Source organism: Streptomyces sp. NBC_00572, from assembly GCF_026341815.1.
Lineage (GTDB): Bacteria > Actinomycetota > Actinomycetes > Streptomycetales > Streptomycetaceae > Streptomyces.
Window position 1 is genome coordinate 2,238,795 of the sequence record NZ_JAPENX010000001.1, and the last position, 26,505, is coordinate 2,265,299.

Below are 26,505 nucleotides of genomic sequence, written 5' to 3' on the forward strand. Positions count from 1 at the left end.
CGAGAATCTATACAAGCGTCATAGACAACCGTGTAGGACATCCGTATAGTCATGTCTGCGGGCAGGGGAACGGCCCGCGGCCACCGACAAGGAGTCCTGCCATGAACAGCACCGCGAACACCGCCGCGCGCACCTCCGCGAAGACCGTCCTCATCTCGGGCGCCTCGGTCGCCGGCCCCGCCCTCGCCCTCTGGCTGCACCGCTACGGCTTCACCCCCACCGTCGTCGAGCGCGCCCCCGAACTCCGCACCGGCGGCTACAAGGTGGACATCCGCGGCACCGCGATCGAGGTCTGCCGCCGGATGGGGATCCTGGACGAGATCCGCGCCAACTCCACGGACATGCGCGGCGGTTCCTACGTCGACGACCGCGGCCGCACCATCGGCGAACTGTCCGCCGACATCTTCGGCGGACGCGTCGAGGAGGACGACGAGATCATGCGCGGCGAGCTCGCCCGCATCCTCTACGAGCGGACCCGCGACGACGTCGAGTACCTCTTCGGCGACTCGATCGCCACCCTCGACGAGGACGCCGACGGCGTCACCGTCACCTTCGAGAGCGGCACCGTCCGCCGCTTCGACCTGGTCGTCGGCGCCGACGGGCTGCACTCCCACACCCGGCGCCTGGCCTTCGGCGAGGAGAGCCGCTTCAAGCGCCACCTCGGCGCGTACGTCTCCATCTTCACCGCCCCCAACCACCTCGGCCTCGACCGCTGGGAGACGTACCACGCCCTGCCCGGGAAGCTCGTCTGCGTCTACAGCTCGGCCGGCGAGACCGACGCGAAGAACCTCTTCATCTTCTCCTCGCCCGAGGAACTCCCGTACCACCACCGGGACATCACCGCCCAGCGACGCCACCTCACCGAGTCCTTCGCCGGCGACGGCTGGGAGATCCCCCGGCTCCTCGGCCATGCCGCCGACGCCGACGACCTCTACTTCGACTCCATCTCCCTCATCGAGATGGACCGCTGGTCGAAGGGGCGCGTCGTCCTCCTCGGCGACGCCGCCCACTGCTCCTCCCCGGCCTCCGGCCAGGGCACCGGACTCGCCCTCACCGGCGCATACGTCCTGGCGGGCGAACTGGCCCGGGCCGCAGGCGACCACACCGTCGCCTTCGCACGCTACGAGGCCCACATGCGGCCGGGCGTGGAGCGGAACCAGAAGATGGCGGAGAGCTTCGTCAAGGAGATGACCGTCGGCTCCAAGTGGAAGATCAAGCTGCGGATGCTCATGGTGCGGACGCTGCCGAAGACGCCGTGGAAGAACCTCATCGCGAAGAAGATCCGCGACGAGATCCAGGCGGCGGCGACCGCGGTCCCGCTGGTGGACTACCGGATGCCGATCACGGCCGGCACCCCCGGCACCACCGCCCCGCGCTCTACCGTGACCTCATGACCGACTTCCACCACGCCCTGCGCTCCCTGAAGGTCTGGGACACCGAGCTGCCCGCCTTCGACCCGGCGGGCGCTCCGCCCGAGCCGCTGCCCCTCTTCCACGACTGGTTCACGGCGGCGGTCGCGGCCGGCCAGACCGAGCCGCACACCCTCTCCCTGGCCACCGTGGACGAGGACGGCAGGCCCGACGTCCGCACGGTGATGCTGCACGACGCCGACGCGCGCGGCTGGCACTTCGCCTCGCACGCCACCAGCGCCAAGGGCCGCCAGCTCGCCGCCCGCCCCGAGGCCGCGCTCGGCTTCTACTGGCCGGTCCAGGGCCGCCAGGTCCGGATCCGGGGCCGCGTCACCGTCGGCACCCCGGAGGAGGCGTACGAGGACCTCCACGCCCGCAGCACGGGGGCCCTCGCCTCGGCGCTGGTGGGCCGGCAGAGCGAGGTCCTGGACTCCCCGGAGGTTCTGGCGGAGGCGAGCGCGAAGGCCTGGCTCCGGGCCCAGGAGGAGCCGGACGCCGACGCCCCCACCTGGACGCTGTACGTCGTCGAACCGGCCGAGGTCGAGTTCTTCCAGGGCGACGCACAGCGCCGCCACCTCCGCCTCCGCTACCGCCGCACCGGCGACGGCTGGACCCGCGAACTCCTCTGGCCGTAGCGACTGTCCAGTACTAGTCGGCCGCCCCGGAGCCGTACATCTCCTCGATCTCCCGCGCGAAGTCCCGGAGCACCGCCCGTCGTTTGAGCTTCAGGGACGGGGTCAGATGGCCGGAGCTCTCCGAGAACTCGGCGGTCAGGACCCGGAAGCCGCGGATCGACTCCGCCCGGGAGACGAGCCGGTTGGCGTCGTCCACCGCACGCTGGAGGGCGGCCAGCAGCTCCTCGTCCCGAGTCAGCTCCCAGAGCGCGAGATGGTCCTTGTGCCGCATCCGCCGCCAGTGCGTCAGGCCCTCGTGGTCCAGGGTGATCAGGGCCGTGACGTACGGGCGGTTGTCACCCAGGACCACGCACTGGGCGACCAGCGGGTGGGCGCGCAGCCAGTCCTCCAGGGGGGCCGGGGCAACGTTCTTACCGGCCGAGGTGATGACGATGTCCTTCTTGCGGCCGGTGATCTTCAGATAGCCGTCGGCGTCGAGGGAGCCGAGGTCGCCGGTGGGGAACCAGCCGTCGTCGGTGTACGGCACGGCCGCCCCGCGCTGGGCGTCCCAGTACCCGGCGAAGACATGACCGCCCTTGAGCCAGACCTCGCCGTCGTCGGCGATCCGGACGGACGTGCCGGGCAGCGGCCAGCCGACGGTGCCGGTGCGGGGCCGCCGCGGCGGGGTGACCGTCGACGCGGCGGTGGTCTCCGTCAGGCCGTACCCCTCGAAGACCTCGACGCCCGCGCCGGTGAAGAACTCGGCGAGCTGCGCGCCGAGCGGGGAGCCGCCGGAGATCACGTACTTGACCCGGCCGCCGAGCGCGGCCCGGATGCGGCGGTAGACGAGCGGGTCGTACAGGGCCCGCGCGGCTCGCAGGGAGAGCGAGGGCGCGGCCTCCTGCCCGTACCGGCGGGCGACCCGGGCGGCCCGGTCGAAGGAGGCGGCCTTGCCGCCGCGTTCGGCGGTGGCGCGGGCGGAGTTGAAGACCTTCTCCAGCACGTACGGGATGGCGAGCAGGAAGGTGGGCCGGAATCCGGCGAGATCGCCGAGGAGTTCCTGGCCCTCGACCGAGGGGGCGTGCCCGACGCGGACCCGGGCCCGCATGCAGCCGATGGCCACCATCCGTCCGAAGACATGGGCGAGCGGCAGGAAGAGCAGGGTGGCGGCGGGCTCCTTGCTCTCGGAGACGAAGACCGGGTGGAGGAGCCGGACGGCGTTGTCGACCTCGGCGAAGAAGTTGGCGTGGGTGAGGGCGCAGCCCTTGGGCCGGCCGGTGGTGCCGGAGGTGTAGATGAGGGTGGCGAGGGTCTCGGGGGTGAGCAGCCCGCGCCGGGCGGTGACGGCCTCGTCCGCGACCCGGGCGCCCGCCTTGCGGAGCTGGTCGACGGCGCCGGTTTCCAGCACCCAGAGGTGGGCGAGGCCGGGCAGCTGCATCCGTTCGGCGGAGACGAGGCGGGCCTGTGCCGGGTCCTCGACGACGCAGGCGGCGGCGCCGGAGTCCTGGAGGATCCAGCGCGTCTGGAACGCGGAGGACGTCGGGTAGACGGGGACGGTGACGAGCCCGGCCGCCCAGGCGGCGAAGTCGAGCAGGGTCCACTCGTAGGTGGTCCTGGCCATCAGGGCGAGCCGGTCGCCGGGCCGCAGACCGTGGGCGATGAGGCCCTTGGCGACGGAGTGGACCTGGGCGGCGAAGGCGGAGGCGGTGACGTCGTACCACTCGCCCTGCGGTCCCTTGCGGGAGAAGAGCACGGCCTCGGGACCCTGCCGGGCGTTGTCGTACGGCAGGTCGGCGAGGGAGCCGCGGCGGATCACGGGGACGAGGGCGGGCAGGGAGACCTCCCGCACCACCCCGTCGACCAGGGTCTTGTACGGCTCGACCGGTTCGCTCTCGGACAGTGCGGTGACGACGGACACGTGCGGCTCCTCGGTCTTCGCGATGAACTGAGGTCGTGCGTCGGTGAACTGCTACCGCGCGACGGCGAACTGCCGCCGTACGCCGGTACGTTGCGTACCCTGCAACTGCCTTGACTAGCCGGTAACCTTACTGCGAAGTAAGAGTCAACGGGGAGACCAGCGCTCGCTTTTCATGAGGTTCCCGAGCCCGGACCACGCGAAGTTCATCAGCGTCGCGGCCGCCTCCTTCGCCGTCACCCCCGGAGTCTCGTTGGCCCAGCTCGCCAGCGACTCGGCGGAGCCGACGAGCGCCTGCGCGAGCGCCGCCACGTCCCGCTCGGTGATGTCCGCACCGCCCCGCGCCTCCCGCGCCGCCTCCCCGATCAGCGCCGCCACGAACGCCGTGATCTCGTCCCGCATCCGGGCCGCCTCCCCGGCGAACGGCTCCCCTTGCGTCCGCGCCTGCCGGCTGAGCACCACCCAGGATTCCGGATGCCCGGCGGCATACGTGAAGAAGGCCATCAGGCCGGCCCACAACCGCTCGTCGGGCGGCGCGCTCCGGTCGACGACGGCCTCCGCCACCACCCCGAGCAGCGCCTGCGCCTCCCGCCTGATCACAGCGGTGAAGAGCTCCTCCTTGGAGTTCAGATACAGATAGACGAGCGGCTTGGAGACCCCCGCGAGCTCGGCGATCTCGTCCATGGAGGCCGCCTGGTACCCGTGCCGCGCGAAGCACCGCACGGCCGCGTCCAGCATCTGCCGCTCCCGCACGACCCGCGGCAACCGCCGCGCCTTCGCACCGTCGCCCATGGCGACCCACCCCTGATTCCGAGATCCGCCGGATGCCCCGCGAAGCCTATGCGCCGCGGGGCGGCCCGATCAGAGCTGGCTGGACGTGTAACAGGGGAACCAGTTGCTGGTCTGCGTTTCCGGCACGTCGCAGGTGGCCGTCCGCCAGGGGCTCTCACCGGCCGGTGCGTCGTTCCGGTAGCCGGTGATCTTCACGCGCCCGTGGAACCACCAGCCGGAGAAGTAGGTCCACGTCTCCGGGCTGTCCGTCCAGGGAGTGCAGACGTTCTCGCCGTTCTGGTTGAACCCGCACACATAGATCATGTCCGAGTACGTGGTGCCGACGGCCAGCTGCTGCCCGAGGCTGCCGGCGGCGGCCGGCGAGGCACTGGCCGCCAGGCCGGTGCCGGCCATGGCGAACGCCGCGGCGATGGAGGCCACCTTCCTCCTCAGGCCGGTGGACGTGGTGCCGCTCTTGAACGCGCGCATGATTCCCCCTCGTTGTCCCCGCGCTCCGCGAAATCGGAGCGCACGCTGGGTCATTAAATACGATCATGCAGCTTGAGCAACCGACTTCCCGCGTCCCCTCCCGCACGCCGAAGCGCCCCGGACCGTCAGGGGTCCGGGGCGCTTGCGTCGACTCGACGTACTGGTCCTAGGCGGCGACAGCCACCGACTCGCGGTCGTCGACGGGCGAGGAGGACGCCCCGTTGTACTTGTCGAGGTCGAGGATCTTCTCCTTGGCGGAGACGATCACCGGGACCAGCGCCTGGCCGGCGACGTTGGTGGCGGTCCGCATCATGTCGAGGATCGGGTCGATCGCCATGAGCAGGCCGACGCCCTCCAGGGGCAGGCCCAGGGTGGAGAGGGTCAGGGTCAGCATGACCGTCGCACCGGTCAGACCGGCGGTGGCCGCCGAGCCGATGACCGAGACGAAGGCGATGAGCAGGTAGTCACCGATGCCGAGCTGCACGTCGAAGATCTGCGCGATGAAGATCGCGGCGAGCGCCGGGTAGATCGCGGCGCAGCCGTCCATCTTGGTGGTGGCGCCGAACGGGACGGAGAAGGAGGCGTACTCCTTCGGGACGCCGAGGCGCTCGGTGACCTTCTGGGTGACCGGCATGGTGCCGACCGAGGAGCGGGAGACGAAGGCCAGCTGGATGGCCGGCCAGGCGCCCTTGTAGAACTGGACCGGGTTGACCTTGGCGACCGTCGCGAGGAGCAGCGGGTAGACGCCGAACATGACCAGGGCGCAGCCGATGTAGACGTCGGCGGTGAAGGTCGCGTACTTGCCGATCAGGTCCCAGCCGTAGTCCGCGATGGCGAAGCCGATGAGGCCGATGGTGCCGATCGGGGCGAGGCGGATGACCCACCACAGGGCCTTCTGGAGCAGCTCCAGGATCGACTCGGAGAGGGTCAGGATCGGCTTCGCCTTGTCGCCCAGCTGGAGGGCGGCGATGCCGGCGACGGCGGCCATGAAGACGATCTGGAGGACGTTCAGCTCGGTGAACGGCGTGATGACGTCCGACGGGATGATGCCGGTCAGGAAGTCGATCCAGGAGCCCTCGCGCTTCGGCAGCTTGCCGTCCTGCGGGGTGAGGCCGGTGCCGGCGCCCGGGTTGGTGATCAGGCCGATGGCGAGGCCGATGGCCACCGCGATCAGCGAGGTGATCATGAACCAGAGCAGGGTGCGGGTGGCGAGCCGGGCGGCGTTGTTCACCTTCCGCAGGTTGGTGATCGAGACCAGGATCGCGAAGAAGACGAGCGGGGCGACGGCCAGCTTGAGCAGCTGGACGAAGATGTCGCCGACCTGGCCGAGGGTCTCCTTCAGCCAGGAGACGTCCTGGCTGCGGGCGATCCAGCCGAGGAGGGCGCCGAGGACCAGACCGGCGATGATCTGGGCCCAGAAGGGAATCTTCGGTATGCGCGAGGAAGCCGGGGACTGCTTCTCGGGCGTGGTCGCGGACGCGGACACAGACACACTCCACAGGTGCGTATCGGGCAATACGGGACGGGGGTGCGGCACACACGCGTTTTCACGCGGGCCGCTGCATGATGCCGGGTCAGACTTCGCGGCAACAGACCGCGGACATACAGCGGCAGAGATCGACGTGCAGGCGCGCCACGAGCGGGGTGCTCGCGGCATGAGAGGGGCGCGCTGCTGTCGTCATGTCGAACACGTTAACACTTGAACTTTGAGAACCTCAAAGCCCTCCTTTGGGGTGTACGGACACCTCTCCGCCTCCGAAACACAGAACACCCCAGGCGGGAGCCTTGGAAGCTCCGGCTGGGGTGTCCGGTTGTGCGGTTCTGTGACGAAGCTTACGCAGCCTTTACGGGGCCGCGGCGGCTTCTTACAGCGCGTCCTCCTGGGACTGGTTCGCGGCGAGGCGGCCCTTGGCGCGGTCGACCCTCGCCACGACCTCGGCGCTCGCCTCGTCGCGCACCTTGCGCAGCAGGACGAAGCTCAGCGGGGCGGAGATGACGATGGAGAGGACGAGGACCCAGAGGAGGTTCGAGTCGCCGAGTCCGCGCGGCAGCACACCGGCATAGACGAGGCCCCACAGGGCGAGGAAGCATCCGGCGAAGATGCCGAGACGCATCAGCGTGTAGCGGAGCATGTCAGCCCACTCTTCCGTTCCGACGTTCCGAAAAGTTCCCAAGATCCCATACGGGACAAGCGCGCCTCCAGTGAAGCACGGGGCGCCGGGCACCCCGGGCCCGGGCCCCTTGAGCGCCTCGAAAGTAATGCATACCCTACGCTCATGACCCTTACTTTCGAGGTGGATCCGACGATCGACCCCGCCCTGCGCGACGGCGTGCTCTCCCTCTGGGCCGATGTCTCCAACGCCGGTGGCGCGGTCGGCTTCGTCCCGCCCGTCACCCCCGACGCGATCCGCCCCGCGCTCCTCAAGCACTTCGTCGCGATGAGCGAGGGCGGCACGCGCCTGCTCGTCGGCCGCGACGTGGACGGCGAGATCGCCGCCACCGCGTTCTTCACCTTCAACACCCACCCCCTGATGACGCACTGGGTGTGGCTCTACACGGTGATGGTCGACCCCCGGCACCAGGGCAAGGGGTACGGCCGCGACCTCATGGCGGCAGTCGAGCACACCGCCCGTACCGCCGAGGGCTTCGAGGCGATCGAGGCGATCCGGCTGGCCTGCCGGGGCGGCACCGGCGTCGACGGCTTCTACGCCAAGTCCGGCTACAAGGAGGTCGGGCGCGTCCCCGACGCGATCCGGGTCGCCCCCGGCGACGACCGCGACGACATCATCATGCTGCTGCCCCTGACCTGACCGGATCGGACACAGGATGTCGGGTCCGGGCTCCTGGCCGCTTCCTACGGTGAGGACAAGGAAAGGGAAGGACGGACCACGTGCTGGAGCGGTTGAACCAGGCCCTCGACCACATCGAGGAGCACCTCGCCACCGAGCTCCACGGCGACCTCGACCCGGCCGAGCTGGCCCGGATCGCGACGACCTCGGAGCACCACTTCCGGCGGATGTTCTCGGCGCTCGCCGGGATGCCCCTGTCGGAGTACGTACGGCGCAGGCGGCTCACCGTCGCGGGCGCCGAGGTGCTCGCCGGGGAGCGGACGCTCCTGGAGATCGCGGTGCGCCACGGCTACGGCTCCGGGGAGGCCTTCGCCCGCGCGTTCCGTGCGGTGCACGGGGTCGGCCCGGGTGAGGCGCGCCGTACGGGGGCCGCGCTGAACGCCCAGCCTCGGATGTCCTTCCGCCTCGTCGTCGAAGGGAAGAGCAGCATGCGGTACAGGATCGTGGAGAAGAAGGACCTCCGGGTCGTCGGGCGCAAGGCCCGGGTCCCCCTGGTCCACGAGGGGGAGAACCCGGCGATCGCCGCGCACATCCGGTCCCTCGGCCAGGAGACGATCGAGCGGCTCGGCCGGCTCTCGGACCAGGAGCCCTGGGGGGTCGTCTCGGCGGTCGTGCACCTGAGCGACAGCCGGGAGGAGGGCGCCCAGCTGGACTACTGGCACGCGGTGGTGAGCGACGCCGAGGTCCCGGCGGAGTTCGAGGTGCTCGACGTGCCGGCCGGCAGCTGGGCGGTCTTCGAGAACGAGGGCCCGTTGCCGGAGGCCGTGCAGTACCTGTGGCGGGACATCTTCACCCAGTGGTTCCCGTCCAACCCGTACGCGATCAGGCCGGGCCCCGAGATCATGAGCCTCCGCCCGTCGGAGGACTGGAAGACGGCACGTGCGGAGCTGTGGATCCCGGTGGAGCACACGGCGGAATGAGAGAAGGGCCGGTGGGTGATCCCACCGGCCCTTCACCTCGTCACGAACGGATCAGAAGCGCATCGCCTGCGGCGTCTCACGCCGCTCCGCGTCCGGACCCGGGTACTCGCGGATGATCTCGTACCGCGTGTTCCGCTCGACCGGCCGGAAGCCCGCGTCACGGATCAGTTCGAGGAGATCCTCGCGGCCCAGCTTGTTCGGCGTGCCGTAGTTGTCGGCGTCGTGCGTGATCTTGTACTCGACGACCGAGCCGTCCATGTCGTCGGCGCCGTGCTGCAGCGCGAGCTGCGCGGTCTGGACGCCGTGCATGACCCAGAAGACCTTGACGTGCGGCACGTTGTCGAACAGGAGCCGGGAGACCGCGAAGGTCTTCAGGGCCTCGGCGCCGGTCGCCATCGTGGTGCGCGCCTGGAGCTTGTTGCGGACCTTGCCGTCCTGCATGTCCACGAAGTCGTGCTGGTAGCGCAGCGGGATGAAGACCTGGAAGCCGCCGGTCTCGTCCTGGAGCTCACGCAGCCGCAGCACGTGGTCCACGCGGTGACGGGGCTCCTCGATGTGCCCGTACAGCATGGTCGAGGGGGTCTTGAGCCCCTTCTCGTGGGCGAGCCGGTGGATCCGGGACCAGTCCTCCCAGTGGGTGCGGTGGTCCACGATGTGCTGCCGGACCTCCCAGTCGAAGATCTCGGCGCCGCCGCCGGTCAGCGACTCCAGACCGGCCTCGATCAGCTCGTCGAGGATGTCGGAGGCCGACATCCCGGAGATCGTTTCGAAGTGGTGGATCTCGGTGGCCGTGAAGGCCTTGAGGGAGACGTTCGGCAGGGCCTTCTTGAGCTCGGAGAGGGAGCGCGGGTAGTACCGCCAGGGCAGGTTGGGGTGCAGCCCGTTGACGATGTGCAGCTCGGTGAGGTTCTCGTTCTCCATCGCCTTCGCGAGGCGCACGGCCTCCTCGATGCGCATGGTGTACGCGTCCTTCTCGCCCGGCTTGCGCTGGAAGGAGCAGTAGGCGCAGGAGGCGGTGCAGACGTTGGTCATGTTCAGATGCCGGTTGACATTGAAATGGACCACGTCGCCGTTCTTGCGGGTCCGGACCTCGTGGGCCAGACCGCCGAGCCAGGCGAGGTCGTCGGACTCGTACAGGGCGATGCCGTCCTCACGGCTCAGCCGCTCACCGTCCCGGACCTTCTGCTCCAGCTCGCGCTTGAGCCCCACATCGTTGATGGATGCAGTCATCTCCGGGCGCCTCCCTTTTCTCCGAAATCAGACTTCGTCGCTCACCGTACTCTCAGCCGTTCGGTCAGCCTTCTTCGGGCAGCTCTCCGACCCGGTTCTCCCACTTGGTGGAGAGCACGATCGTCGTACGGGTGCGGGAGACGCCCTTGGTGCCGCTGAGGCGGCGGATCGTCTTCTCCAGGCCGTCGACGTCGCCGACGCGCACCTTGAGCATGAAGGAGTCGTCGCCGGCGATGAACCAGCAGTCCTCGATCTCGGCGAGGTCCTTGAGGCGGCGGGCCACGTCCTCGTGGTCGGCGGCGTCGGAGAGCGAGATGCCGATGAGGGCGGTGACGCCGAGGCCGAGCGAGGCGGCGTCGACGGTGGCGCGGTAGCCGGTGATGACTCCGGCCGCCTCAAGACGGTTGATGCGGTCGGTGACGGAGGGGCCGGAGAGCCCGACGAGCCGGCCGAGCTCGGCGTACGAGGCACGACCGTTCTCGCGCAGAGCCTGGATGAGCTGCCTGTCCACGGCGTCCATAGGTATGAAGCCTTCCATTGTCCAGCGATCCTGCGAGTTTAGGTATAGAATCTAAGGTACACAGGGGCGACACCCTGTGAATCTTTCAGCTGATCAAAGACGATCTTTCAGGAGTGGTGTTCACCGTGTACACGATCGAGATGGCCTACGCACGCATGCGCGAGCTGCAGGACCTGGCCAACCGCTCGCGTGCCCACCAGCCGACCGCCGCCTCGAAGCGTGCCGACAAGAAGCACGCCAAGAAGCGCTAATCCGACCGGAGGGTCGCTCCACCGAGCTCTCCCTCCCACCGGCGGTACAGCCGATGCGGCACCCCTGCCGCGTCGAGGACCCGCCCGGCGACGAAGTCCACCAGATCCTGGATGTGCGTCGCCCCCGCGTAGAACGCCGGAGAGGCGGGCAGCACCACGGCTCCCGCCTCGTCCAGCGCCACCATGTGCTTGAGCGTCTGACCGTTCAGCGGGGTCTCCCGCACGGCGACCACCAGCGGCCGCCGCTCCTTCAGCGTCACGCTCGCGACCCGCTGCAGCAGGTCCTTCGAGAGCCCCAGCGCCACTCCCGCCACTGCCGCGGTCGAGGCCGGCACCACCAGCATCCCCTTCGCCGGGTACGAACCCGAGGACGGGCCGGCGGCCAGATCGCCGGCCGCCCAGTACCGCACGTCGTCGAGAGAACCGGACACGTCGAACGTGTCGGGCTTCCCGTCGGCACCCCGCGCCAGCCAGGCCGCCAGGTCCTCGCGCCAGTGCGCGTCCCGGAACGAGATCCCCGTCTCGTCGAGCAGCGTGAGCCGCGAGGCCCGCGACACGACGAGGTCGACGCTCTCCCCCGCGGCGAGGAGCCCCCTCAACACGGCGGCGGCGTACGGCGTACCCGACGCCCCGGAGACCCCCACGATCCAGGGGATGCGCTTGCCGTCGTTCATGCCGTCGAGCCTATCCGTCATCGGGCCGGGGGCTACGGGGTGAGCCCGCGGACCAGCAGGTCGAGGAGGGCACACACGAACAGGGTGATCCCGATGAAGCCGTTCGTCGTGAAGAACGCCCGGTTCAGACGGGACAGGTCGTGCGGCTTCACGATCGAGTGCTCGTAGCAGAACGCCGCCACCACGATCACCAGACCGGCCCAGAAGAAGACACCGGCGTCGGTGGCCAGCGCGTACCAGAAGAGCAGTCCGGTGGTGACGACCGCCGAGGCGCGGGCGCCCCACAGCGCGGCCGGGATGCCGAAGCGGGCCGGGACCGACATGACGCCGTGCGCCCGGTCCGCCTGCACGTCCTGGCAGGCGAAGATCAGGTCGAAGCCGCCGATCCAGACGCCCACCGCGAGACCGAGGATCACCGCGTCCCAGGACCACTCGCCGGTGACCGCGAGCCAGGCGCCGATCGGCCCTATGGCCTGGGCGAGCCCGAGGATGGCGTGCGGGAAGTTCGTGAACCGCTTGCCGTACGGATAGACGACCATCGGGATGACGGCGAGCGGCGCGAGCGCCAGACAGAGCGGGTTGAGCAGGGCGGCGGCGCCGAGGAAGACGACGACGGCGATCCCGGCCCCGGTCCACGCCGAGCGCACGGACACCGCGCCGGTCACCAGCTCGCGGTTGGCGGTGCGCGGATTACGCGCGTCGATCTCGCGGTCGATGATCCGGTTGCAGGCCATCGCGAAGGTCCGCAGACCCACCATGCAGACGGTGACGAGGAAGAGCGTCCACCAGTGGATGTTCCTGTCCGTCTGGTACATCGCGGTGAGCGCGGCGGTGTAAGCGAAGGGCAGCGCGAAGACCGAGTGCTCGATCATCACGAGGCGCAGGAACGCCTTCGTACGTCCCGGCTGGGCGCCGGGTACGGCCGCGGTGGTCACAGCCCGTACTCCTTCCAGCGGCGGTCCACGAGGGCGGCCGTCGCCGGGTCCGACTCGACCATGTCCGGCCAGCCGCCGTCCCGGGTGTAGCCCTCCTCGGGCAGCTTCTTCGTGGCGTCGATGCCCGCCTTCCCACCCCAGAACTGCTGGTAGGAGGCGTGGTCGAGGTGGTCGACCGGCCCCTCGACGACCGTGAGGTCACGGGCGTAGTCGGTGTTGCCGAGGGCCCGCCAGGACACCTCGTGCAGGTCGTGGACGTCGCAGTCCTTGTCCACGACGATGATCAGCTTCGTCAGCGACATCATGTGCGCGCCCCAGATGGCGTGCATGACCTTCTGCGCGTGCTTCGGGTACTTCTTGTCGATCGAGACGATCGCGCAGTTGTGGAAGCCGCCCGACTCCGGCAGGTGGTAGTCGACGATGTCCGGCACGATGATCTTGAGGAGCGGCAGGAAGAAACGCTCCGTCGCACGGCCCAGCGGACCGTCCTCGGTCGGCGGCCGGCCGACGACGATCGACTGCAGCAGCGGACGCTTCCGCATCGTGATGCAGTCGATCTTCAGCGCGGGGAAGGGCTCCTGCGGCGTGTAGAAACCGGTGTGGTCGCCGAAGGGACCCTCCGGCAGCATCTCGCCCGGCTCCAGCCAGCCCTCGACGACGACCTCGGCCTGCGCGGGGACCTGGAGAGGGACGGTCTTGCAGTCGACCATCTCGATCCGCTTGCCCTGCACGAAGCCGGCGAAGAGGTACTCGTCGATGTCGCCGGGCAGCGGGGCGGTGGAGGCGTACGTGACGGCCGGCGGGCAGCCGAAGGCGATGGCGACCGGCAGCCGCTCACCCTTCGCCGCCGCGACGGCGTAGTGGTTGCGGCTGTCCTTGTGGATCTGCCAGTGCATGCCGATGGTGCGCTTGTCGTGGCGCTGGAGGCGGTAGAGCCCGAGGTTCCGGACCCCGGTCTCGGGGTGCTTGGTGTGCGTGAGCCCGAGATTGAAGAAGGAGCCGCCGTCCTTGGGCCAGGTGAAGAGCGCGGGCAGCAGGTCGAGATCGACGTCGTCCCCGGTGAGCACGACCTCCTGCACGGGCGCGGCGTCCGACTTCACCTTCTTCGGAGGCACGTGGACCATGGAGCCGAGCTTGCCGAACGCCTCGCGGACACCGACGAAACCGTGCGGAAGCTCGGGCTTGAGCAGCCCGCCGATCTTCTCGCTGATCTCGCCGTACGACTTCAGGCCGAGGGCCTTGAGCAGTCGGCGGTCGGTCCCGAAGACGTTCATCGCGAGCGGCATCGAGGAACCCTTGACGTTCTCGAAGAGAAGCGCCGGGCCCCCCGCCTTGTTCACCCGGTCGACGATCTCCCCGACCTCCAGGTACGGGTCGACTTCGGCCTTGATGCGCTTGAGGTCGCCTTCGCGTTCCAGGGCCCTGAGCAGCGAGCGGAGATCGTCGTAAGCCATAGGGGTCAGTATCGGTCACCGGCTACCCTTGACCTGTCACCGGGGCCGTCGAAACGCGCCCCCGCCATTGCTTCCAGGGGGCTGTCCCACATGCTCAGGGCGCTGCTTTTCATCCTGCCTCTGGCGCTGATGATCTACGCCTTCATCGACTGCCTGAACACCCCGGAAGAAGAGGTCAAGCACCTTCCGAAGCCGGTCTGGGCCATCGTCGTCCTGCTGTTCTCCGTGGTCGGCGCGATCGGCTGGATCGTCGCCGGCAAGGACCGGCGGCCGCGGACCCGGGGCGGCGCGGGCGCCGGTGACTGGGTGGCCCCCGACGACAACCCCGAGTTCCTCAAGTCCCTCAAGGACGAGCAGAAGACCGGGCGGCCGGACGCCGGGCCCGACGACGAGTCCGCCCTCAAGGACTGGGAGGCGGACCTGCGCCGCCGCGAGGAAGAGCTGAGGAAGCGCGAACAGGGCGGCGACGACCCCGAGAAGCCCTGACATGGAGCTCCGGCTCCTGGCCACCTTCGAGAAGGTCGCGACGGTCCTCTCCTTCACCCGGGCCGCCGCGGAACTGGGCTACGCCCAGTCCAGCGTCACGGGCCAGATCCGCTCGCTCGAATCCTCGCTCGGCGTGGAACTCTTCGAGCGCCTCGGCAGCCGCATCCGGCTCACCGAGGCCGGGGAGCGGCTCCTGCCGTACGCCCGCCGGATGGCGGAGCTCGCGGAGGAGGCCCGTACGGCGGTGGCGAGCGCGGCGGAACCGACCGGCACGATCGCGGTCGGCACGATGGAGTCCCTGACCTCCTACCGGCTGCCGCCGCTCCTGGAGTACTTCCACCACCGCTACCCCGGCGTGCGGCTCACCCTGCGCCCCACCCTCGGCGACGAGACCCGGCAGGCACTGCGCCAGGGCACGTACGACGTCGGCTTCCTGATGGAACCGGACACGGAGCACGAGGGCCTGGAGTCGGAGGTCCTGGCCCCCGAACCCCTGGTCCTGGTGGCGGGCCCCGGCCACCCCCTGGTCGGCCGTACGGGCCTGACGGCCGCGGACCTGGCGGGGGCACGTCTCGTGGGCACCGAGCCGGGCTGCCCGTACCGCGACCTGTTCGAGGCGGAGCTACGGGAGTGGGCGCCGCCGTTCATGGAGTTCGGCACGATCGAGGCGACGAAACGCGGCGTGGCCGCCGGCCTGGGGGTGGCGCTCCTCCCCCAGGTCGCGGTGGCCGAGGAACTGGCATCGGGGACCTTGCTCCCCCTGGACTGGGAGGCCCCGTTCACCCTCTTCACGCAGCTCGCGTGGCGACGGGGGAAGCAGCTTCCGGCTCATGTCCGGCTGTTCGTGGAGCAGGCGCGGCGACTGGTGTCCGAGCAGCGAGGGTGACCTTGAGGCTGGCCAGCACGATCAGCGGAACGCCGAGCGCCTGGACGAGCCCGATGTGATGCCCGTACACGGCCCAGTCGACGCCCATCGCGACGGCCGGGTAGGTGAAGGCGAGCACGGCGATCTTGGCGGTGGGCAGCTTGGCGTAGGCGGAGTACATGAGGACGTACATCAGCCCGGTGTGGATGAGCCCGAGACCGAGGAGCCAGAGCCACCCGGAGCCGAGTGAGGCGGTGGCGCCGAAGTCGACGAACGGCAGCAGCAGGGGAAGCCCGACGACCACCTGCACGAGGGCGATCAGATGGGGCCGCACACCGGTGATCCGCTTGGTGACGAAGGTGGCGAGGGCGTAGAGCACGGCGGCGGCGAGCGCGAACCCGAGCCCCTTGAGGGAGCCGGTGTCCCCCGGCCGCACCCCGGAGACGAGCACGAGCCCGACGAAGGCGAGCCCGAGCCACCCCAGCTTCCCGGCGGAGATCCGCTCCCTCATGAAGACCGCCCCGAGCAGCACCAGGAAGAACGGCTGCGTGTGATAGACGACGGTGGCGAGGGAGATCGAGGCGGCTTCATAGGCCTCGAACAGGAAGACCCAGTTGAAGACGATGAACAGCCCACCGAGCGCGGCGAGCCCCAGCTTCCTGCCGGTGAACCCGTGCCCGGTGAAGAACCCCCGCAGCAGGCTGTACACCCCGAGCGCGAGCGCCCCGAAGAGGCACCGGAAGAACACCACCTCGAAGGGCGAGGCACCGGACTCGACGACGAAGACGCCGAGCGTGCCGGAAAGCACCATGGCGAGGGTGAGTTCGATGGTTCCCCTGGTCTCGTTTCTCATGGGGACGACGCTACGAGCGCCCCGGATCCGGGTCCACGAGCCAGTGGGGAGACCTCCCGATGGGGGCGATCGGCTGAGCCGATGACCCCTCCGGGCCGCTACCCGCGCGGTGACGCGGCAGGCAGCGGAGCGGGAGACGTCAGTTGTCGGAGCCGACGGTGTTGTCGTGACCGGCGTTGAAGACGTCGTCGTGGGCGAACTGGAGCCAGTCGCCGAACACGATGGTGTGCGAGGCCTCCGGCTCGAAGTCGACGTAGACGTCGGCGCTCGCGACACCGGCGGCGCCGAGGACGAGGACACCGGTGGCGAGGGCGGTCAGCAGGGAACGCATGGAAGACCTCTCGGTAGGACGACGGCCCCGCGGAACGGCGGAGCACCCCGCAACCTAGATCCACCGGCCACGGGTCCTCCGCGCACCTGGCCGGTGGACCCCCGGTCCTCAGCCGATCGGCGGCAGCGACCGGGGGACCCGCGAGCGTCAGGGCCCGACGTGCCCCCCGGAGAGGGGCGCCGGATGGCAGAGGCACCCGCACACGAGATAGCGGACCCCTTCCACACCGCTGTCTCGGGGAACGTGGTCGCGGCAGTGGTCGTGGCGGCCGACAAGGCAGCGCGGTGACGTGAACTCCGGCTCGGGCGGCGTCGTAAGGGCGTGGGCCAGTACGGACACGCTCACCGCGTCGGCGATCTCCGGCGTCACCCACCAGCCGTCACCGGCCCGGTCACGGTGGTGGCCGTCGTGCCCCACGGCGAGCACGCAGACCGAACCGCCCCAGACCGGCCGCACCACGTCCGCCACGGCGAACACCGACCGCCTCGCCCCACACCGGCTCATCGGGCACCCCCGGTGTGGATGTTCCGCTGGTCGACATCGACCCCGACCGTCGCGAACCACAACGCCCGCCGTCGCCGTCGCTGCTCGGCCCGCGCCGAGGCCGCCGCGAGGTAGGGCCGTTCCAAGGGCGACCGAGCACCGTCGAGGAGCAACGCCTGCTCCCTGGCGTACGGGGATCGCCGGGTCGGGACGCGATGGCGCGGCGCGGGGGTCGCGGCGCGGCGGGGCCGCCGGGGTGAGCGGTGGGCGACCGGCCGGGGCCGGTGCCGGCCGGTGGGCGGCAGGGTCAGCATGAGCAGCCAGAGGAGGAGCGGGATCCAGGCCCGGCCCAGTACGCGCGCGATAGGGTTCCGCACGTCATCAACTCCGTTGGTAGTTGGTGGCCATGCCCCGGGGCCGGTAGGACGGTCGCCGGGGTCTTCCGTTCGCGCCCAACGTAGTGCGTGATGCACAGTGCTACATCACTCTGCAGCTAGAGTCAGCCAAACGTGTCTTTGTATGACTATCTAGCCTGGAGGTATGAGCCTTGATCCGCAGTCGGGACGCCCGCTGTACATGCAGCTGGCCGACGTGATCGCAGCGAAGATCGCGTCCGGGGAGTTCGCCCCTGACCGGATGATCCCGACGCCGGGACGTCTCTCCGAGGAGCACGGCATCGCCGTACTCACCGCCCGCCGGGCCATGCGTGAACTGCGCGAGCGCGGCCTGATCATCACCGTGCCCGGCAAGGGCTCTTACGTCACCCCCACCGCCGGAAAGAGCAGCCCTCCACCGGAGGCGTGAGGTCGACGGTCCAGCGGGGAAGAGTCCCCGCATGGACCAGGAACAAGCCCACCGGTGGCTCGCCACCGCCCTCGCCGAGGCCCGGGCGGGACGGGAAGAGGGCGGGATCCCCATCGGGGCCGCACTGTACGGGGCGGACGGCGCGCTGCTCGGGCGCGGCCGCAACCGGCGCGTACAGGACGGGGACCCCTCGACGCACGCGGAGACCGCCGCCTTCCGGGCGGCCGGCCGGCAGCGCTCGTACCGGGGTACGACCATGGTGACGACCCTCTCCCCCTGCTGGTACTGCTCCGGTCTCGTCCGGCAGTTCGGGATCTCGCGGGTGGTCGTCGGGGAGGCGGAGACCTTCCACGGCGGGCACGACTGGCTCGCCGAGCACGGGGTCGAGGTCATCGTCCTCGACGATCCCGAATGCGCCGCGCTGATGCGGGAGTTCATCGCCGGACAGCCGGCTCTCTGGAACGAGGACATCGGTGATGAATGAAGGACCCTCGCGCGAGGCGGACCTCCCCACGATCGATCTGGCCCGCGACACGGCCCCGCAGCTCCCCGCCGTCGACCGCGCCCTCCGCGAGGCCGGCTTCCTGCTGGTGACCGGGCACGGGGTGGACCCGGGGCTCCGGGCCGAGATCCGGTCGGTGGCGCGCCGCTTCTTCCACCTTCCGGGGGCCGTCAAGGAGCCGTACGCCGTGCGGGTCGGCGGCCGGGGCTGGCTCGGGCCCGGCGCGGAGGCCAACGGGTACGCGGAGGGCACGGCGACCCCGCCCGATCTGAAGGAGTCGCTGTCCTTCGCGGCGGACGAGCCGACCGGGGACCCGGCCGTGGACGCCGAATGGTTCCTGCCGAACACCTGGCCGGCCGAGGTCCCCGAGCTGAAGCCGCTGGTGGAGACGTATCTGGCGCAGATGAAGACGCTCTCGGACCGGGTCCTGGACCTGCTCGGCGTGGCCCTCGGCGAGGAGCGGGACTTCTTCACCCGGCACACCGGGCACCCCACCTTCGGCTTCAACATCAACTGGTACCCGGGGCGGGAGCGGACGGGCGAGCCGGAGCCGGGCCAGTTCCGGATCGGCCCGCACACCGACTTCGGCACGGTGACCGTCCTCGACCGGCAGGCGGGCAAGGGCGGGCTGCAGGTCTTCACCGACGCCGACGGCTGGCGTGACGCCCCGCACGATCCGGCGGCCTTCACCGTCAACATCGGTGACCTGATGGCGGGTTGGACCGATGGACGGTGGCATTCGGGCCGACACCGGGTGCTGCCGCCGCCGGCCGACGTCCCCACGGAGGAGCTGATGTCGCTCGTGTACTTCTACGAGTGCACGCCCGGGACGACGATCCACGGCATCGAGTCGCACGGCTACCTGCGGGCCCAGCTCGACGCGATCGCCACGGACTGACACCACCGCCACCAGGCACTCCGTCACAGGACGGCCGCACAAGACACACCTTCGCAACGACTCGAAAGCAGAGTCGAAAAGCGCACCGCTTTCCCAACATGCCGTCGATATCCTGGAGTTGGATGTGACGGGGGTAACGGGGGCAACGGGGGTGGCGGGTCGTGGACAGGGAGTTGTACGGCCGCGAGGCGGCCTTGCACGATGCCGGACTGGTCGCGCGCCTCAGCGGCCTGACGAAGCACGGCGCCTCGCGGGTGCCGTTCGAGCACGGTGACGATCCGCCGGTCACCGTCTTCACCGGCGGGCGCGGCACGGGGAAGACCGCCCTGCTCAAGGAGGTCCGCAACCGCTACAAGGGGTACACGCCGCTCGCGCTCCTCGACTGCGCGCACATCGAGCCGCCCGCCGACCACGGCCCCGGCTGGACCCCGCTCACCGGGGCCCTCGCCGAGCTCGCCGTACAGCTGTCGCCGAAGGTGCTCGGCGCGCGGCCGGTGAAGTTCCCCCGGGTCTCGCTCGGGCTCGTCGCGGTCGCCTCGCTCGGCTGGTCGCACGAGGACGACGAGCGCGCCCGGCGCGACCTCCAGCGGCTCGGACCGCTGCTCGCCACCGTCGACCCGACCAGGGGCGCCGCCACCCACTGGGTCGGCAAGGTCCTCGCCAAGCTGGCCGCCACCTTCGCCGAGGCCACCGTGCCGCTCGCCGGACTGCTGGCCGAGGCCACCGTGGAGACCGTCCTGGAGGAGGTCTTCGGCCGCCTCCAGCGCACCTCGGAGAGCTGGTACGGCGCCTATCGCAACGCGGGCGGACGCGGCAAGGCCGGTCTCCAGCAGCTCGCGATCGACTTCGAGCAGGGCGGCCGGCGCCGCGCCGAGGCCGAGGGCTTCCTCGTCGGCGCCCTCACCGAGGACCTGCTCCACCCGTACGTCGGGATCCGGCGCGGCGGCCGCATCGGCCGCCCGCTCGTCCTCCTCGACAACGCCCACGAACCGCTCGGCCGGCAGCTCGTCGAACCGATGCTGCGCGCCCGCGCCGAGGGCCGCCGCGACCGGGTCGTCGTCCTCGCCACCTCCCGGGTCCGGGAACACGAGGGGCTGCGGCACGCCACCCGCACCCGGCTGCCGGAAACCTCGCACCGGGCGCCCGGCCCGCGCGACGCCCGGGTGGGCTCCGGCATCCTCGCCGTGGAGCTCACGCCGCTCTCCCCGTCGCAGACCCGCTCCGCCTTCGACCACCACGACTCCTCAGGCCGCACGCCCACCGAACTCGCCCGCGCCGTGCACCGGTTGACCGGTGGACGCCCCCTCGGCGTGGCCCTCCTCGGCCGCGCCGCCGGAGAGGCCCCGGAGCACCTGCGGGCCGGCCTCACCCCGGGCGGACTGCTCGACCTGATGGTCGAACTGCGCGAGGACGCCCCACCGGTGCCCGTCGCCCCCACCCTCCTCGCCGAACTCCTCCCGGTGCGGCGGCCCGGCCCGTACACCGTGCTCGCCGCCGCCCACGACGAGGAGTCCGCCCGGATGCTCGCCCACGCCCGGCTCCAGGGCGAGTCCCTCGACGGGGACGTGGCGCTGCGCGTCCGCGACCAACTGCGCTCCGAGGACTGGGTCGAGAGCCCCCGGCACTTCGTCGGCGACCCGCTGCTCCGCGCCCTGCTCCTGCACCGCCTCCGCTTCGAGGACGGCGATCACCCCCGGTACGCGGCCTGGCGCGCCGTCCACGAGACCCTGCACCGGCACTACGGCCCCGAGCCGGGCCCGTACCGGCTCCATCACGACCTGGCCCTCGGCCGCACCGAAGAGGCCGTCACCCAGCTGCGGGTCACCTTCCCGGAGCAGGACGTCCTCGGCTGGCTCGGGCGGCTGCGGTTCATCGGCGCCGCCCCGTACCCCCGCGAGCGCGACCGGACCGGCCCCGACCCGCGCCGGGCGGTCGCCCTCGGCCAGGGACCGACCGGAGACCTCCCGCCGGGACTGGACGCCGACACCATCGAACTCCACCTGTCCGTACGGCGGTTGCTGCACGCCGTATGGCTGCTCACCGATCCGCTCGCACTGCCCGACGACGAGGTGGCGGACCGCCTCGCGCACGAGTTGCGCCGGCTCTCCGGCCGTCATCTGACGGGCAGCGGTTCACTCTGGGACGCGGCCACCCACTGGCCGCGCGACATCCGTGCCTGGCGGGAGCTGTCGCTGCCGCCGGGCCGCGAGGACGGAGTCTGAGGCATGCCCGACCGCCCGACCGACCCACGCATCGGCCGACCGCTCGACCGGCTGCGGCGCCGCGTCCGCACCCCCCGCCAGAAGCTCGTCGCGACCCTCGTCACCGCCGCCGTCGTCATCGGCCTGGGCGGCTACGGCATCGCCCGGCTCACCACCCCGGAGGACCGTTCCTGCGCCGCGGGCGTCGAGAGACCGGAGGGCAGCGGCGAGTGCGTCGGCGTCAACGGCGACGGCCACGCCTTCGGCATACCCGAACTCGCCGAGGTCGCCCGGGCCATCGGCGCCGAGAACGCCACCCTCAAGGCCGACGAGTACGCCACCGTCGCCGTCCTCCTGCCGCTGACCTCCACCGACAGCGGCATGCGGGTCAAGGTGCTGCACGAGGTCCAGGGCGCGTACGCCTACCAGTACCGGGCCAACCACGAGTCCAACAGCGAGACCCCGAAGATCCGCCTCGTCCTCGCCAACACCGGCAAGGGCAACGCCCACTGGCGCGGCACCGTCGACCGGCTCATCAATATGACCGGCGCCCCCGACCGGCTGCGGGCCGTCTCCGGCGTCGCCACCTCCTCCACCGAGATGCGCGAGTCGGTGACCGCCCTCACCGGCGCCGGGATCGCCGTCGTCGGCACCACCATCACCGCCGACGACATCGCCAACGGCCCGGGCCCCGGACACAACCGCTATCCCGGCCTCGCACGCGTCTCCCCCACCAACAACGACGAGGCCAAGGCCCTGGCGAACTTCGGCCGCGTCGACGCCGCCAAGGCGCTCCTCGTCCAGGACACCCGCAGCGGCGACCACTACACCGACACCCTCAAGGCCGCCTTCGCCGCGTCGCTGAAGGGCGCGCCCCACGAGCCGCAGCTCTTCACCTCGCCCGCCGACCCCACCGACGAGGGCACCACCGCCAACACCTTCCGCCAGATCACCCATCTGATCTGCGACACCCGCGCCGAGACGGTCTTCTTCGCCGGCCGCCACACCCAGCTGCGCCAGTTCATCAACGCGCTCGGCGCCCGCGGCTGCGTCGAGCGCTCCTTCACGATCCTGACCGGCGACGAGGGCTCGTACCTGGGCGCGGACGAGAAGCTCGACCGGAACGCGCTGAAGGCGAAGCTGACCGTGCGGTACGCCGCGCTCGCCCACCCGGACGCCTGGAAGCCGGCGAAGGGGCGGCCGGTCCCGTCGACCGGCGGTTCGGTGGTGGCGTACTCGACCTTCGTGACGGACATCGCCCGCGCCTCGAAGGAGCCGGTGCCGCTCACCGACGGCCAGGCGATCGTGGCGTACGACGCGATGGCGCTCGCGGTCCACGCGATCCGCCAGGCCACCCCGCAGGGCTCGCAGTACCCGGAGCTCGCGGACGTGGTCACCCAGTGGCCGCAGGTCAAGGGCTCGCTCCGGGTCCAGGGCGCGAGCGGCTGGATCTGCCTGGACAACTACGGCAACCCGTACAACAAGGCGGTCCCGATCGTGGAACTCGCCCAGGACGGCACCCAGCGCTTCGTCCAGATCGCCTGGCCGGAGATCCACCCACCGACGACGTCCTGCCTGCCGCCGAAGAAGGGCTAATCGGGCCTACGGCACCCACTTGGGCCAGGGCGCTTCGTCCCGCTCGTACAGCGCCCGCAGCTGCTGCCACCGCTCGGACGACCACGCGGCCCAGTCCGTCCGGTCACCGTCGAGCGCGTCGGCCAGCAGCTCGAAGTGATCGTGCCACCCGGCAAGACGGTCCAGCCGGTACTCCCGCCCCGCCCGCAACTCGTTCGTGAAACGCAGCACGGTCGACCCGCCGCCCCCGGGCGCCCCCGGTTCCAGATGGAACCGGATGCGTCCGTGCGTCGGATCGACCGTGTACTCGGCCACGTACCCGGGATCCCAGGCGGTCACCTGCCCCGAGACCACCGTGTCGCCGTTCAGCCAGCGGAGGGTGACCCGGCCGCCGAGCCGGGGTTCCAGCGGGTCCGCCGCGCACAGCCAGCCCGCCAGGCCCCCGGGGGTGGAGACGGCCTCCCAGACCGCCGCCGGCGGGTGGGACAGCTCGACGGCGAACCGCAGCAGGTGCGTGTCGCCGTCGTGGGCCTCGCACCTGCCCCGGGGTATCTCGCTCATACCTCAAGCGTGGCCCCGGGGCCCGTCACCCGCGAGCTCAGACGCCGGCGTACGAGTGCTTGCTGGTGACGAAGATGTTGACGCCGTAGTAGTTGAACAAGAAGCAGGCGAAGGCGATGAGCGCGATGTACGCGGCCTTCCGCCCCTTCCAGCCGGCCGTCGCGCGCGCGTGCAGGTACGCGGCGTAACCGACCCAGGTGATGAAGGACCAGACCTCCTTGGCGTCCCAGCCCCAGTAGCGGCCCCACGCGTCGCCGGCCCAGATCGCGCCCGCGATGATCGTGAAGGTCCACAGCGGGAAGACGGCCGCGTTGACCCGGTACGAGAACTTGTCGAGCGAGGCCGCCGAGGGCAGCCGCTCCATGACGGAGCGGGCGAAGGCGCCCGGGTTCCCGCCGGTCGCGAGCTTGTTCTCGTACGAGTCGCGGAAGAGGTACAGCAGGGTGGCGGTGGCGCCCAGGTAGAAGACCGCGCCACAGAAGATCGCGGTGGAGACGTGGATCCACAGCCAGTACGAGTCGAGCGCGGGGACCAGCTGGTCGCTCGGGGTCTTCAGCCAGGTGGTGGCCATGCCCAGGTCGAGCAGGACCGTGGTGACCAGCGGGAGGCCGAGCCAGCGCACGTTCTTCTTGGCGACGAGGAAGCCAAGGTACGCGCCGACCGCCACCGTCGAGAAGGTGGTGGAGAACTCGTACATGTTGCCCCAGGGGGCCCGCTGCACGGAGAGCGCCCGGGTGACCACGCCCGAGGCCTCGACCAGGAAGGCGAGGACGGTGAGCGAGACGGCGATCCGGCCGTACAGATCGCCCTTGACGGTGCCACCGGCGGCACCGGGACCGTCCGGTACGTCACGGGTGCCGGCCGCGGACCGGGTGACGACCTTCGGCTTCTCCAGGACGGCGGTGCCCCCGCCCGCCTGCTTGACCTGGACGGTCACGGCGGACGTGGCCGCCGAGGACCGCGAGGTGAGCGCGGCGGCGGTACGGCCGACCTTGCTGCGGCTGCCCAGCACCCACTCGGCGATGTGGGCGAAGAAGGCCAGGGTGTAGACGGCCATCGAGGAGTAGATGAGCAGGTCGCTCATCCGCGCCAGGCTCTCGTTGGTCGTGGCGGCGAGGATCACTTGTCGGCCTCTCCAGAAGGGGCAGGGTCTTCTGCGGGTTCTTCCGCGGGTTCCGGTACGTCTTCCGGATCGGCTTGCTTCACAGCTCCGGACCGCACGTCGTCGCGTACGTCCCGGGGTACGGCCTCAGGATCGGCGTCGGGCGCCGGGGGCGCGTCCGCCGTGAGCGCGACCGCGAGGTCGCCCAGCTCCTCGGGGAGCTTCGCGGACTCGCTGCGTCCCAGGCCCGCCATCTCGACGACGGTCACGCCGTCCTCACCGCGCACGGCCCGGACCCAGACCCGGCGCCGCTGGATGAAGAGCGAACCGGTCAGACCCGCGATCGCGGCGATCGCGCCCGCGAGGGCGAGCCCGTTGCCGGGCTGCTGCGAGACCTGGAAGCTCGCCCACTCCTTGATGTCCTTCTCGAAGGTGATCGAGCCGGCGCCGCCGGGGAGCGTCATGGACTCGCCGGGCAGCAGCCGCTCGGCGAGCTTGTTGCCGGACGCGTCCTTGAACTGCTCCATCTTGGACTTGTCGAGCTGGTACACGTTCTGCGGCAGCCCCGAGTTGACCCGCAGGTCGCCGTGGAAGCCGGTGAGCGCCATGACGGGGAAGTCGAGCGCCGGGAACTGGGAGAACATCGTGCCCTTGCCGGAGCCCGCGAACGTCGGCACGAAGAAGGCCTGGAAGCCCAGCTGCTCCTTCTTGTCGTTCTTGTCGCGGTAGCCGTCCATCACCTTGATGGCGCCGGTGGAGGTGATGTTGTTGTCGATGGGCAGCAGCGGTACGGCGCCGTGGAAGACGGTCCTGCCGCGGCCGTCCTTGACGGTGACGACGGGCGCGTAGCCGTGGGCGATCAGATAGACCTTGGAGTCGCCGACCTTCAGCGGCTCGTTGACCCGGATGACCGCCTTCTTGTCGGCGCCGCCCTGGGAGTAGGAGACCTTCGCCTCGAAGGTGCGGGGGGTGCCACGCTGGGGGCCGTTCTTCTCGTACGTGCCGTTGAAGGCGTCGAGCTTGAAGCTGAACGGTTCCAGCTCGTCGATGCCGAACTGGGAGCCGGACTTGAAGTCGTCGTACTGCGTGAGCGTGTTGGAGAAGCCGTCGCCCTCGACGATCAGCTTCCCGCCCTCGGACTTGAAGAGCTGGCCCCAGGCGAAGGCGACGAGCATGACGATGAGGGCGACGTGGAAGGCCAGGTTCCCGGCCTCGCGCAGATAGCCCTTCTCGGCGGCGATCGCGCCGCCGACCGTGTGGGCGCGGAAGCGGCGTCCCTTGAGCAGGGTGAGCGCGGCCTCGCGGACCTGCTCGGGCTCGGCCTCGGTGCGCCAGGTGGTGTACGCGGGGAGCCGGTCGAGGCGCTTGGGCGCGCCCGGCGGGCGGCTGCGGAGCTGACCGACGAACTGCCAGCTGCGGGGGACGATGCAGCCGATGAGGGAGACGAACAGCAGCATGTAGATCGCGGAGAACCACACCGAGCTGTAGACGTCGAAGAACTGGAGCTTCTCGTAGAGCGGCGTGAGCGTCTCGTGGGCGTCCTTGAAGGCCTGCACCTTCAGCTCGTCCGCGCTGGTCTGCGGGATGAGGGAGCCGGGGACCGCGCCGAGGGAGAGCATGAAGAGCAGGATCAGCGCGACCCGCATGGAGGTCAGCTGCCGCCAGAACCAGCGGACCCAGCCGACGACCCCGAGGGTGGGGCCGCCGATGACGGGCTCGCTCCGGTCCTCGACGGGTGCGGTGGAGAGCTGGGCGCCGGCCGCTTCGTCGGCGTGGCGCTCGGTCTCCGTCGTATCGGTCTTGCTCATGGAAC

The 26,505-nt window shown here is 70.5% G+C and carries 29 protein-coding genes; 12 read left to right on the forward strand and 17 right to left on the reverse strand.

Going from position 1 to position 26,505, the window contains the following annotated elements:
* The first annotated feature begins 101 nt into the window (after window positions 1–101).
* Both OG514_RS10100 and OG514_RS10105 read left to right on the forward strand, forming a co-directional pair.
* Window positions 102–1,394: an FAD-dependent monooxygenase gene (locus tag OG514_RS10100; protein WP_266893032.1), complete on the forward strand. Its 1,293-nt coding sequence runs from the start codon at window positions 102–104 to the stop codon at window positions 1,392–1,394.
* Window positions 1,391–2,044: a pyridoxal 5'-phosphate synthase gene (locus OG514_RS10105; protein WP_266893034.1), complete on the forward strand. Its 654-nt coding sequence runs from the start codon at window positions 1,391–1,393 to the stop codon at window positions 2,042–2,044. The genes OG514_RS10100 and OG514_RS10105 overlap by 4 nt, the downstream gene beginning before the upstream one ends.
* A 13-nt stretch (window positions 2,045–2,057) precedes the next feature.
* Here the strand turns inward: OG514_RS10105 and OG514_RS10110 are convergent, their stop codons facing one another.
* The 5 genes from OG514_RS10110 to OG514_RS10130 all read right to left on the reverse strand — a co-directional run bounded on the left by OG514_RS10110 (window position 2,058) and on the right by OG514_RS10130 (window position 7,330).
* The gene (locus OG514_RS10110; RefSeq protein WP_266900814.1) at window positions 2,058–3,923 is read right to left on the reverse strand and encodes a long-chain fatty acid--CoA ligase; all 1,866 of its coding nucleotides are present in this window, start codon (window positions 3,921–3,923) and stop codon (window positions 2,058–2,060) included.
* Window positions 3,924–4,085: 162 nt separating this feature from the next.
* On the reverse strand, window positions 4,086–4,730 hold the full coding sequence (locus OG514_RS10115; RefSeq protein ID WP_266893036.1) for a TetR/AcrR family transcriptional regulator: 645 nt from the start codon (window positions 4,728–4,730) through the stop codon (window positions 4,086–4,088).
* A gap of 69 nt (window positions 4,731–4,799) precedes the next feature.
* Window positions 4,800–5,198 carry a hypothetical protein gene (locus OG514_RS10120; protein ID WP_266893037.1) on the reverse strand — a complete coding sequence of 133 codons (399 nt, stop codon included), beginning with the start codon at window positions 5,196–5,198 and terminating at the stop codon, window positions 4,800–4,802.
* A 166-nt stretch (window positions 5,199–5,364) separates the two neighbouring features.
* On the reverse strand, window positions 5,365–6,690 hold the full coding sequence (locus OG514_RS10125; protein WP_266893039.1) for a dicarboxylate/amino acid:cation symporter: 1,326 nt from the start codon (window positions 6,688–6,690) through the stop codon (window positions 5,365–5,367).
* A gap of 373 nt (window positions 6,691–7,063) precedes the next feature.
* Window positions 7,064–7,330, reverse strand: coding sequence for a DUF4229 domain-containing protein (locus tag OG514_RS10130; RefSeq protein WP_266893041.1), 267 nt, complete (start codon window positions 7,328–7,330; stop codon window positions 7,064–7,066).
* Window positions 7,331–7,474: 144 nt separating this feature from the next.
* Between OG514_RS10130 and OG514_RS10135 the strand changes: the two genes are divergently transcribed.
* The gene (locus OG514_RS10135) at window positions 7,475–8,008 is read left to right on the forward strand and encodes a GNAT family N-acetyltransferase (protein ID WP_266893042.1); all 534 of its coding nucleotides are present in this window, start codon (window positions 7,475–7,477) and stop codon (window positions 8,006–8,008) included.
* An 80-nt stretch (window positions 8,009–8,088) separates the two neighbouring features.
* Window positions 8,089–8,967 carry an AraC family transcriptional regulator gene (locus OG514_RS10140; RefSeq protein WP_266893043.1) on the forward strand — a complete coding sequence of 293 codons (879 nt, stop codon included), beginning with the start codon at window positions 8,089–8,091 and terminating at the stop codon, window positions 8,965–8,967.
* A gap of 51 nt (window positions 8,968–9,018) precedes the next feature.
* On the opposite strand, the gene mqnE is transcribed toward OG514_RS10140, so the two are convergent.
* Window positions 9,019–10,197, reverse strand: coding sequence for an aminofutalosine synthase MqnE (gene mqnE, locus OG514_RS10145; RefSeq protein ID WP_266893045.1), 1,179 nt, complete (start codon window positions 10,195–10,197; stop codon window positions 9,019–9,021).
* A 64-nt stretch (window positions 10,198–10,261) separates the two neighbouring features.
* A complete protein-coding gene (locus tag OG514_RS10150; protein ID WP_266893047.1) occupies window positions 10,262–10,717 on the reverse strand; it encodes an Lrp/AsnC family transcriptional regulator in 456 nt (151 codons plus the stop codon).
* A gap of 113 nt (window positions 10,718–10,830) precedes the next feature.
* Between OG514_RS10150 and OG514_RS10155 the strand changes: the two genes are divergently transcribed.
* Window positions 10,831–10,968 carry a hypothetical protein gene (locus OG514_RS10155; RefSeq protein WP_167346897.1) on the forward strand — a complete coding sequence of 46 codons (138 nt, stop codon included), beginning with the start codon at window positions 10,831–10,833 and terminating at the stop codon, window positions 10,966–10,968.
* Here OG514_RS10155 and OG514_RS10160 read toward each other — a convergent pair.
* Genes OG514_RS10160 through OG514_RS10170 form a run of 3 tightly spaced genes read right to left on the reverse strand, consistent with a single transcriptional unit; the run spans window position 10,965 to window position 14,031 of the window.
* Window positions 10,965–11,642, reverse strand: coding sequence for a UbiX family flavin prenyltransferase (locus tag OG514_RS10160; RefSeq protein WP_266893051.1), 678 nt, complete (start codon window positions 11,640–11,642; stop codon window positions 10,965–10,967). The two genes, OG514_RS10155 and OG514_RS10160, sit on opposite strands and share 4 nt — an antisense overlap.
* 32 nt (window positions 11,643–11,674) lie before the next feature.
* The gene (mqnP, locus tag OG514_RS10165; RefSeq protein WP_266893053.1) at window positions 11,675–12,577 is read right to left on the reverse strand and encodes a menaquinone biosynthesis prenyltransferase MqnP; all 903 of its coding nucleotides are present in this window, start codon (window positions 12,575–12,577) and stop codon (window positions 11,675–11,677) included.
* On the reverse strand, window positions 12,574–14,031 hold the full coding sequence (locus OG514_RS10170; RefSeq protein ID WP_266893055.1) for a menaquinone biosynthesis decarboxylase: 1,458 nt from the start codon (window positions 14,029–14,031) through the stop codon (window positions 12,574–12,576). Before OG514_RS10170 ends, mqnP begins: the two co-directional genes overlap by 4 nt.
* A 90-nt stretch (window positions 14,032–14,121) precedes the next feature.
* On the opposite strand from OG514_RS10170, the gene OG514_RS10175 reads away from it, so the two are divergent.
* Window positions 14,122–14,517: a PLD nuclease N-terminal domain-containing protein gene (locus tag OG514_RS10175; protein WP_266893057.1), complete on the forward strand. Its 396-nt coding sequence runs from the start codon at window positions 14,122–14,124 to the stop codon at window positions 14,515–14,517.
* A 1-nt stretch (window position 14,518) separates the two neighbouring features.
* Window positions 14,519–15,403 (forward strand): LysR family transcriptional regulator, encoded by an 885-nt coding sequence (locus OG514_RS10180; protein ID WP_266893059.1) that lies wholly within the window; start codon window positions 14,519–14,521, stop codon window positions 15,401–15,403.
* Here the strand turns inward: OG514_RS10180 and OG514_RS10185 are convergent.
* The 4 genes from OG514_RS10185 to OG514_RS10200 form a co-directional block, all read right to left on the reverse strand.
* Window positions 15,306–16,235, reverse strand: a complete 930-nt coding sequence (locus tag OG514_RS10185; protein WP_266893060.1) for a DMT family transporter — start codon at window positions 16,233–16,235, stop codon at window positions 15,306–15,308. The two genes, OG514_RS10180 and OG514_RS10185, sit on opposite strands and share 98 nt — an antisense overlap.
* 139 nt (window positions 16,236–16,374) lie before the next feature.
* Window positions 16,375–16,566: a hypothetical protein gene (locus OG514_RS10190; protein WP_266893061.1), complete on the reverse strand. Its 192-nt coding sequence runs from the start codon at window positions 16,564–16,566 to the stop codon at window positions 16,375–16,377.
* A gap of 147 nt (window positions 16,567–16,713) precedes the next feature.
* Window positions 16,714–17,034, reverse strand: coding sequence for a hypothetical protein (locus OG514_RS10195; protein WP_266893062.1), 321 nt, complete (start codon window positions 17,032–17,034; stop codon window positions 16,714–16,716).
* A 32-nt stretch (window positions 17,035–17,066) separates the two neighbouring features.
* Window positions 17,067–17,426 (reverse strand): hypothetical protein, encoded by a 360-nt coding sequence (locus OG514_RS10200; RefSeq protein ID WP_266893063.1) that lies wholly within the window; start codon window positions 17,424–17,426, stop codon window positions 17,067–17,069.
* Window positions 17,427–17,589: 163 nt separating this feature from the next.
* On the opposite strand from OG514_RS10200, the gene OG514_RS10205 reads away from it, so the two are divergent.
* The 5 genes from OG514_RS10205 (at window position 17,590) to OG514_RS10225 (ending at window position 23,050) form a co-directional block, all read left to right on the forward strand.
* Window positions 17,590–17,853, forward strand: coding sequence for a GntR family transcriptional regulator (locus OG514_RS10205; protein WP_266893064.1), 264 nt, complete (start codon window positions 17,590–17,592; stop codon window positions 17,851–17,853).
* Between the two features lie 31 nt (window positions 17,854–17,884).
* Complete coding sequence (locus OG514_RS10210) at window positions 17,885–18,337, forward strand: nucleoside deaminase (RefSeq protein WP_266893066.1); 453 nt, start codon at window positions 17,885–17,887, stop codon at window positions 18,335–18,337.
* A complete protein-coding gene (locus tag OG514_RS10215; protein ID WP_266893068.1) occupies window positions 18,330–19,253 on the forward strand; it encodes an isopenicillin N synthase family oxygenase in 924 nt (307 codons plus the stop codon). The genes OG514_RS10210 and OG514_RS10215 overlap by 8 nt, the downstream gene beginning before the upstream one ends.
* Window positions 19,254–19,414: 161 nt before the next feature.
* Window positions 19,415–21,475: a hypothetical protein gene (locus OG514_RS10220; RefSeq protein ID WP_266893070.1), complete on the forward strand. Its 2,061-nt coding sequence runs from the start codon at window positions 19,415–19,417 to the stop codon at window positions 21,473–21,475.
* Window positions 21,476–21,478: 3 nt separating this feature from the next.
* On the forward strand, window positions 21,479–23,050 hold the full coding sequence (locus OG514_RS10225) for an ABC transporter substrate-binding protein (RefSeq protein ID WP_266893072.1): 1,572 nt from the start codon (window positions 21,479–21,481) through the stop codon (window positions 23,048–23,050).
* Between the two features lie 6 nt (window positions 23,051–23,056).
* Here the strand turns inward: OG514_RS10225 and OG514_RS10230 are convergent, their stop codons facing one another.
* The 3 genes from OG514_RS10230 to OG514_RS10240 are packed head-to-tail and all read right to left on the reverse strand — an operon-like array spanning window position 23,057 to window position 26,500.
* A complete protein-coding gene (locus tag OG514_RS10230; protein WP_266893074.1) occupies window positions 23,057–23,590 on the reverse strand; it encodes an SRPBCC domain-containing protein in 534 nt (177 codons plus the stop codon).
* Between the two features lie 37 nt (window positions 23,591–23,627).
* Window positions 23,628–24,713 (reverse strand): c-type cytochrome biogenesis protein CcsB, encoded by a 1,086-nt coding sequence (gene ccsB / locus OG514_RS10235; RefSeq protein WP_266893076.1) that lies wholly within the window; start codon window positions 24,711–24,713, stop codon window positions 23,628–23,630.
* Entirely contained in the window at window positions 24,710–26,500 is a 1,791-nt protein-coding gene (locus tag OG514_RS10240) for a cytochrome c biogenesis protein ResB (RefSeq protein ID WP_266893078.1), read from the reverse strand. The genes ccsB and OG514_RS10240 overlap by 4 nt, the downstream gene beginning before the upstream one ends.
* Window positions 26,501–26,505: the final 5 nt, after the last annotated feature.

Excerpts from the sequence above, each read along its gene's own strand:
- OG514_RS10240 (WP_266893078.1), bottom strand. The coding sequence starts at position 26,500 with ATGAGCAAGACCGATACGACGGAGACCGAGCGCCACGCCGACGAAGCG.
- OG514_RS10215 (WP_266893068.1), top strand. The coding sequence starts at position 18,330 with ATGAATGAAGGACCCTCGCGCGAGGCGGACCTCCCCACGATCGATCTG.
- OG514_RS10210 (WP_266893066.1), top strand. The coding sequence starts at position 17,885 with ATGGACCAGGAACAAGCCCACCGGTGGCTCGCCACCGCCCTCGCCGAG.
- OG514_RS10160 (WP_266893051.1), bottom strand. The coding sequence starts at position 11,642 with ATGAACGACGGCAAGCGCATCCCCTGGATCGTGGGGGTCTCCGGGGCG.
- OG514_RS10100 (WP_266893032.1), top strand. The coding sequence starts at position 102 with ATGAACAGCACCGCGAACACCGCCGCGCGCACCTCCGCGAAGACCGTC.
- OG514_RS10230 (WP_266893074.1), bottom strand. The coding sequence starts at position 23,590 with ATGAGCGAGATACCCCGGGGCAGGTGCGAGGCCCACGACGGCGACACG.
- OG514_RS10175 (WP_266893057.1), top strand. The coding sequence starts at position 14,122 with ATGCTCAGGGCGCTGCTTTTCATCCTGCCTCTGGCGCTGATGATCTAC.
- OG514_RS10130 (WP_266893041.1), bottom strand. The coding sequence starts at position 7,330 with ATGCTCCGCTACACGCTGATGCGTCTCGGCATCTTCGCCGGATGCTTC.
- mqnE (WP_266893045.1), bottom strand. The coding sequence starts at position 10,197 with ATGACTGCATCCATCAACGATGTGGGGCTCAAGCGCGAGCTGGAGCAG.
- OG514_RS10170 (WP_266893055.1), bottom strand. The coding sequence starts at position 14,031 with ATGGCTTACGACGATCTCCGCTCGCTGCTCAGGGCCCTGGAACGCGAA.
- OG514_RS10115 (WP_266893036.1), bottom strand. The coding sequence starts at position 4,730 with ATGGGCGACGGTGCGAAGGCGCGGCGGTTGCCGCGGGTCGTGCGGGAG.
- OG514_RS10205 (WP_266893064.1), top strand. The coding sequence starts at position 17,590 with ATGAGCCTTGATCCGCAGTCGGGACGCCCGCTGTACATGCAGCTGGCC.
- OG514_RS10190 (WP_266893061.1), bottom strand. The coding sequence starts at position 16,566 with ATGCGTTCCCTGCTGACCGCCCTCGCCACCGGTGTCCTCGTCCTCGGC.
- OG514_RS10180 (WP_266893059.1), top strand. The coding sequence starts at position 14,519 with ATGGAGCTCCGGCTCCTGGCCACCTTCGAGAAGGTCGCGACGGTCCTC.
- OG514_RS10185 (WP_266893060.1), bottom strand. The coding sequence starts at position 16,235 with ATGAGAAACGAGACCAGGGGAACCATCGAACTCACCCTCGCCATGGTG.
- OG514_RS10150 (WP_266893047.1), bottom strand. The coding sequence starts at position 10,717 with ATGGACGCCGTGGACAGGCAGCTCATCCAGGCTCTGCGCGAGAACGGT.
- OG514_RS10105 (WP_266893034.1), top strand. The coding sequence starts at position 1,391 with ATGACCGACTTCCACCACGCCCTGCGCTCCCTGAAGGTCTGGGACACC.
- OG514_RS10225 (WP_266893072.1), top strand. The coding sequence starts at position 21,479 with ATGCCCGACCGCCCGACCGACCCACGCATCGGCCGACCGCTCGACCGG.
- OG514_RS10120 (WP_266893037.1), bottom strand. The coding sequence starts at position 5,198 with ATGCGCGCGTTCAAGAGCGGCACCACGTCCACCGGCCTGAGGAGGAAG.
- OG514_RS10135 (WP_266893042.1), top strand. The coding sequence starts at position 7,475 with ATGACCCTTACTTTCGAGGTGGATCCGACGATCGACCCCGCCCTGCGC.